Here is a 737-nt window from a genome sequence, read left to right on the forward strand (position 1 = left end):
AAAGCTGGCGAAAACACAACGCCAGAATCAGCTACACGGATATGCTTTACGATACCGTGATCGCTATTCAGCAAAATCCCTCTTTAGAAAAGCTTGTTAGCAACAAGATGGATATTGTGCTGGTCGATGAATACCAGGACACCAACGACCTTCAGCACGCACTGTTAAGCTATATCGCAGGGGACCGCGCCAAAGTGACCGTCGTTGGCGACCCTGATCAGACGATATACGAGTTCCGCGGCGCAAAACCCGAATACATCATTAACGGCTTTTCCCAACAGTTTCCAGGGACGCAGAAGCTCAATTTGAGCTACTCATTCCGCTATGGGCATTGCGTTTCTTTATTAGCGAACCACCTGATTTCCCACAACTCAGGGCGACAAGCACTGCTTTGCAAATCACATGAGTCAAACCCCTCTACCCGGGTAGAAGTACACAAGTCTAAAGATGACCCCAAGACAGTGATTGATATCCTCTCAGGCACCCCTTCTCAGGATTTGTCTCAGTATGCAATTCTCACGCGAGTTTGGAGTCAGACGGTGGGCATTGAGCTCGCGTTGTTAGAAGCCGGCATCAATTACCATATGGATGGCTACCCCGGTGTATTCCACTCCAATGAAGCGCAAAGTATTTGCGCACTGTTGGAGTTGGCATGTGGACACTTTAAAACCATGTCTACTGAGCAACGGGCTTTGAAACTGGACCTTCTGTTTCATTTTCCACATGTGGGTTTACCC

At 48.3% G+C, this 737-nt stretch carries 1 protein-coding gene; it reads left to right on the forward strand.

Annotated elements, in window-relative coordinates; translation table 11 throughout:
- Positions 1-26: 26 nt before the first annotated feature.
- On the forward strand, positions 27-737 hold a 711-nt coding region (locus tag A3729_RS23665; protein ID WP_255376409.1), incomplete at its 3' end, for a UvrD-helicase domain-containing protein.

This window comes from Oleiphilus sp. HI0043 (assembly GCF_001634935.1).